The sequence below is a fragment of the Corynebacterium sp. HMSC072A02 genome (assembly GCF_001810085.1).
GTDB lineage: Bacteria > Actinomycetota > Actinomycetes > Mycobacteriales > Mycobacteriaceae > Corynebacterium > Corynebacterium hesseae.
In genome coordinates, this window is sequence record NZ_KV799840.1 from 21454 (window position 1) to 27798 (window position 6345).

Genomic DNA, 6345 nt, shown 5'->3' on the forward strand with positions numbered 1-6345 from the left:
CTTTTATCACAGGACATATTTTTCAATTCCTTGTATATGAGGCGCGCCACGCGGTAGCTTCATATCAAACCAACACCACAGGTTTTCTACATCTTTCGCACCACGGAGGTCTAAGACCCACATGACGCTCAAGAAGACGCTCGCTGCTCTCTCTGTCGCTACCCTGCCGCTCACCCTCGCGGCTTGTGGTGGCGACAACTCCGGTTCAGACTCTGCTTCCGGCTCCGGCGATGGCATCGTCACCGTCAACGGCTCCGAGCCGCAGAACCCGCTCATCCCGGCCAACACCAACGAGGTCGGCGGCGGACGCATTGTCGATTCCATCTACGCCGGCCTGGTCTACTACGACGGCGATGGCGAAGCCCAGAACGAGCTGGCTGAATCCATCGAGCCAAATGAGGACAACACTGAGTTCACCGTCAAACTCAAGGAGTCCAAGTTCTCCGACGGCTCCCCGGTCACCGCGAAGAACTTCGTGGACGCCTGGAACTACGCCGTGGCCAATGACCAGCTCAACGCTTCCTTCTTTGCCAACATCAAGGGCTTCAAGGAAGGCGTCAAGGAGATGGAGGGCCTCAAGGTCGTCGACGACCACACCTTTACCATCGCCCTGAACAGCCCTGAGCAGGACTTCCCGGCGCAGCTGGGTTACTCCGCGTTCTACCCGCTGCACGAGTCCGCCCTGGAGGACATGGACGCCTTCGGCCAGAACCCGATTGGTAACGGTCCGTACAAGCTGACCGAGTGGAACCACAACCAGGACGCCACCGTCGTCCCGAATGAAGAGTACAAGGGCGGCCAGACCCCGCAGAATGACGGCATCAAGTTCGTCTTCTACGCCGGTCAGGACGCAGCCTACGCCGACCTGCTGGCAGGCAACCTGGACGTCCTCGACGCCGTCCCGGACTCCGCCTTCGATGTCTACGAGGCCGACCTCGGCGACCGTGCCGTAAACCAGCCGACCGCCATCTTCCAGTCCTTCACCTTGGGCGAGAACCTCGAGCACTACTCCGGCGAGGAAGGCGTGCTGCGTCGCCAAGCCATCTCCTACGCCATCAACCGCGAGGAGATCACGGACACCATCTTCAAGGGCACTCGCACCCCGGCCAAGGACTTCACCTCCCCGGTTATGCCGGGCTACTCCGAGGACATCAAGGGCAACGAGGTCCTGAAGTATGACCCGGAGAAGGCCAAGAAGCTGTGGGCCGAGGCTGACAAGATCAACAAGTGGGATAACCCAACCCTGGAGATTGCCTACAACTCCGACGGCGGTCACAAGAGCTGGGTGGACGCGACCACCAACTCCATCAAGAACACCCTCGGCATCGAGGCAGTCGGCGCCCCGTACCCGGACTTCAAGTCCCTGCGCGATGAGGTGACCAACCGCACCATCAAGTCAGCCTTCCGCACCGGCTGGCAGGCAGACTACCCGAGCCAGGCCAACTTCCTTACCCCGCTGTACAAGACCGACGGCTCTTCTAACGACGGCGACTACAGCAACCCGGAGTTTGACAAGCTTCTCGACGAAGCCCTGACCTCCTCCTCCGAGGAAGAGGCCAACAAGAAGTACACCGAGGCCCAGGAAGTCCTGTTCAAGGATCTGCCGGCCATCCCGCTGTGGTACTCCAACGCCACCGGCGGCTACTCCGAGAACGTCGACAACGTCGTGTTCTCCTGGAAGTCCCAGCCGGTGTACTACAACATCACCAAGAAGTAACGCCACTTCCGCTACTTCCCACGACCCCCGCAGCCACCGTGGAGCGGGGGTCGCCCCACGTTTTCACTCATAAGTGTGATTCGAAACGCGCTATAGATTTCTCGCAGACTTGGATCACACACTAAAATTCTTATGAGCTACGTAGGCGCCTGCTAAGAAGGCGTCGACAAGCACCTGCCCACAACGAGTAAAGGACCACACTATGCTGCGCTATATCGGGCGCCGAGTGCTCCAGATGATCCCGGTGTTCTTCGGAGCCACCCTGCTCATCTATGCGCTCGTCTTCTTGATGCCCGGCGACCCCGTCGAAGCCCTTGGCGGTGACCGCGGCCTTACCGAGGCTGCCCGCGCCCGCATCGAGGCGGAATACAACCTAGACAAGCCGTTCATCATTCAGTATCTGCTCTACATCAAGGGCATCTTCATGCTGGACTTCGGCACGACCTTCTCCGGCGTCCCCGTAACCCAAGTGATGGCCAACGCCTTCCCGGTCACGGTGAAGCTCACCGTCATGGCCATCATCTTTGAATCCGTCTTCGGCATCCTCTTCGGCGTCCTCGCCGGCATGCGCCGCGGTGGCTTCTTCGATTCCACCGTGTTGGTCATCTCCCTGCTCGTCATCGCAGTGCCGTCCTTCGTCATCGGCTTCGTCTTCCAGTACCTCGTGGGCATCAAGTGGGGTGTCCTGCCGGTCACCGTCGGAGCGAACGCCACCGTGAAGTCCCTCCTCATGCCGGCCATGGTGCTCGGCGCGCTCTCCCTGGCCTACGTCATTCGCCTGACCCGCCAGTCCGTGGCTGAGAACCTGCGCGCCGACTACGTGCGCACCGCTCGCGCGAAGGGCCTGTCCAACGGCGCGGTGACCCTCCGCCACGTGCTGCGCAACTCGCTGATTCCCGTGGCCACCTTCATCGGTGCTGATATCGGCGCGCTCATGACCGGCGCCATCGTGACCGAAGGCATCTTCGGTATCAACGGCGTCGGCGGCACGATGTACCAGGCCATCCTGCGCGGTGAGCCAACCACGATTGTCTCCTTCACCACGGTGCTGGTGATCATCTACATCATCGCCAACCTGCTCGTTGACCTCCTGTACGCCGTACTTGATCCGAGGATCCGCTATGCCTAATTTCGAGAAAAACACCCCCTACCCGGGCCAAGAGCACTTCGTCTCGGAAACCGATGAAACGGGCCTCGGCGCCGTCGACGCCGTCAAGGACGAGTCCGCCCCGTCCTCCCAGTGGGGCGAGGCCTGGCGCTACCTGCGCCGCCGCCCACTGTTCTGGATCGCGGCCGTGATGATCCTCGTGGCCATCCTCCTAGCCATCGCACCGGGTCTTTTCACGAGCACCGACCCGCGCCTGTGCGAGCTGTCCAAGTCCCTCGCCCCCGCCGAGCCGGGCCACCCCTTCGGCTTCAACCGCCAGGGCTGCGACATTTACGCCCGCGTGATCTACGGTGCGCGCGCGTCGGTTGCCGTCGGCGTCCTGACCACCATCCTCGTCGTGGTGCTGGGCTCCTTGATCGGCGCCATCGCCGGCTTCTTCGGCGGCTGGATTGACTCCGTCCTGTCCCGCATCACCGACATCTTCTTCGCCATCCCGCTGGTGCTCGCCGCCATCGTGGTCATGCAGATGTTCAAGGAGCACCGCACCATCGTCACGGTGGTCTTGGTGCTCGGGCTCTTCGGCTGGGTCTCCATCGCCCGCATCACGCGCGGCGCGGTGGTCTCCATCAAGAACGAGGAGTTCGTCCAATCCGCCCGCTCCATCGGCGCGTCGAACTGGCGCATCCTGTTCAGCCACATCCTGCCAAACGCGGCCGCGCCCATCATCTCCTACGCCACCGTGGCGCTGGGCACCTACATCGTCGCCGAAGCCACCTTGTCCTTCCTGGGTATCGGCTTGCCGTCGACGTTCGTGTCCTGGGGCGGCGATATCTCTGACGCGCAGGCTTCACTACGCGTTGCTCCGGCAGTCCTGTTCTACCCGGCGGGTGCTTTGGGCCTGACCGTGTTGAGCTTCATCATGATGGGTGACGTCGTCCGCGATGCACTCGATCCGAAGGCGAGGAAGCGCTAATGACTAACTCTCCACTTCTTGAAATGAAGGACGTCCACATCTCCTTCACCACCTCCACCGGTGTGGTTGAGGCGGTGCGTGGCGTCAACATGTCCATCTACCCGGGCCAGTCCGTGGCGATTGTGGGCGAGTCCGGCTCCGGTAAGTCCACCACGGCGATGTCTATCCTGGGCCTGCTGCCGGGCACCGGCAAGGTCACCGGCGGCCAGATCCTCTTCGAGGGCGAGGACATCACCCACTACGACAACAAGCAATTCGAGTCGCTGCGCGGTGACAAGATTGGCCTGGTCCCGCAGGATCCAATGTCCAACCTCAACCCGGTGTGGCGCATCGGCACCCAGGTCGAGGAATCTCTCAAGGCCAACCACGTGGTGGAGGGCTCCGAGCGCCACCAGCGCGTCGTGGAGCTTCTAGAGGAAGCCGGGCTTCCCGACGCCGAACGCCGCGCCAAGCAGTACCCCCACGAGTTCTCCGGCGGTATGCGCCAGCGCGCGCTCATCGCGATCGGCCTGGCCGCACGCCCGAAGCTGCTGATTGCCGACGAGCCCACCTCCGCCCTCGACGTGACGGTGCAAAAGACCATCTTGGATCACCTGGAGCACCTTACCGAGGAGCTGGGTAACGCGGTGCTTTTCATTACCCACGATCTTGGCCTGGCCGCCGAGCGCGCGGAGCACCTCGTCGTCATGCACCGCGGCCGCATCGTCGAGTCCGGTCCCTCGCGCGAGATTCTGCGCTCCCCGCAGCACCCGTACACGCGCCGGCTTGTCGACGCCGCCCCCTCTCTCGCTTCCTCCCGCATCCGCGCGGCTAAGGAAGCCGGCGTCGAAGCCAAGGAACTCAAGTCGGGCGAGGCCATCGGCTCCACCGCTGCAGATTCATCTTCCGCGGCTCAGGCCCCGGTCATCTCGGTGCGCAACCTCACCAAGGAATTCGATATCCGTGGCCAGCGCGGCGGAAAGAAGCTGTTGAAGGCCGTCGACGATGTCTCCTTCGATATCCGCCGCGGCACCACCCTGGCGCTGGTGGGCGAGTCCGGCTCCGGCAAGTCCACGGTGGCCAACATGGTGTTGGGCCTGCTAGAGCCGACCTCCGGCACCATCGAGTTCGAAGGCCGCGATACCTCGACGCTGTCGAAGAAGGAGCTGTTTAAACTCCGCCGCAAGATGCAGGTGGTTTTCCAGAACCCCTACGGTTCGCTGGACCCGATGTACTCGATTTACAAGTGCATCGAAGAGCCCATGGCCCTGCACAAGGTGGGCTCGCGCAAGGAGCGTGAGGCCCGCGTTGCCGAGCTTCTCGACATGGTCTCCATGCCCCGTTCCGCCATGCGCCGCTACCCCAACGAGCTCTCCGGCGGCCAGCGCCAGCGTATCGCTATTGCCCGTGCGCTGGCGCTGCGCCCGGAGGTCATCGTCCTCGATGAGGCTGTCTCCGCCCTGGACGTGTTGGTGCAGAACCAGATCATCCAGCTGCTCGCGGAGCTGCAATCGGAGCTCAGCCTGTCCTACCTCTTCATTACCCACGACCTCGCGGTGGTCCGCCAGACTGCCGACGACGTCGTGGTCATGAAGAAGGGCCAGGCCGTCGAGCAGGGCACCGCCGACGACATCTTCGACAACGCCCAGCAGGAATACACCCGCAACCTCATCAACTCGGTTCCGGGCATGCACCTGGAAATCGGCACCGGCCACTAACCTACAACGCCGCCTAACCCGTCAGCCTTCATCCGGCTGGCGGGTTTCGCCTTTAAGGGGGGCTCGCTCTTTAAGGGCTAAGCGTCCCGTTGCTCCTACTGCGTCTGACGGCAGTCGAATCGGCTTAAGGGTCAAAATGTGTGTCTGGCTCGGCGTGTCACCGGGGCTAGATTTGGCCACTTCCAGGCCGGCTGACTGGGCATAGACGATGTTAGTGAAGTCCTAATCGTTGAGATAGCCGGTACGGCCGACGGTGCGCTAGGAAACGCCGGACAGGCAGCAACTACTACGCCGCCGTCCCAACGTGCGCGACACTAGAGCCATTTCATTAAGCCAGTTCCGTTCAGGTTCTCGGCGCAGCGCAGCAGGCGATGGGCTGGGCAAATAGTGCTGCATTGGTGACATCGGGGGGAATCTTGTTGGCCAAGAATCACCTGGTTTATACCGCCATCGGTCGAAGCCTCAGCTGTTCGATTCATTGCATTTTGTATCTCCGCCGCAGTGCTAGTGTGGTCGATTTCTAGCATTGAATCACCACACCACCGCCGGCTACCACAGGTAGGCAGCCACACCGTGGATTTAGCATCCCAAAGCCAGATATATGCTCCCAAAGCGTATATTCTGCGAGAACCTACAGTTCAGACCCCAGAAATCCCCGATTCCAGACACACTTTCTGACCCTTAACCCGTCGAATCGCGACCAGGATCCCCGATTTCCCCGCGCACCATGCTGCGGTTTGCAGGGATCACCGATGTGCCCGTCAACCATCTTTGGGTTGGCGGGATCGGTAGTTGGCGTTGTCCTCTCTGTGTTTAGTGGCTGTGGGTGTTAGCTGCTGTCGGGTGGTTC

4 protein-coding genes are annotated in these 6345 nt (G+C 61.7%); all 4 read left to right on the forward strand.

All coding sequences use genetic code 11. The features are described from left to right. Positions 1–121: 121 nt before the first annotated feature. The 4 genes from HMPREF2698_RS04730 to HMPREF2698_RS04745 all read left to right on the forward strand — a co-directional run bounded on the left by HMPREF2698_RS04730 (position 122) and on the right by HMPREF2698_RS04745 (position 5495). A complete protein-coding gene (locus HMPREF2698_RS04730) occupies positions 122–1717 on the forward strand; it encodes a peptide ABC transporter substrate-binding protein (protein WP_070531768.1) in 1596 nt (531 codons plus the stop codon). A gap of 202 nt (positions 1718–1919) precedes the next feature. Beyond that, on the forward strand, positions 1920–2846 hold the full coding sequence (locus tag HMPREF2698_RS04735) for an ABC transporter permease (RefSeq protein WP_070524085.1): 927 nt from the start codon (positions 1920–1922) through the stop codon (positions 2844–2846). Further along, positions 2839–3798 carry an ABC transporter permease gene (locus HMPREF2698_RS04740; protein WP_070524083.1) on the forward strand — a complete coding sequence of 320 codons (960 nt, stop codon included), beginning with the start codon at positions 2839–2841 and terminating at the stop codon, positions 3796–3798. Before HMPREF2698_RS04735 ends, HMPREF2698_RS04740 begins: the two co-directional genes overlap by 8 nt. Next, entirely contained in the window at positions 3798–5495 is a 1698-nt protein-coding gene (locus HMPREF2698_RS04745) for an ABC transporter ATP-binding protein (protein ID WP_070524081.1), read from the forward strand. Before HMPREF2698_RS04740 ends, HMPREF2698_RS04745 begins: the two co-directional genes overlap by 1 nt. Positions 5496–6345: the final 850 nt, after the last annotated feature.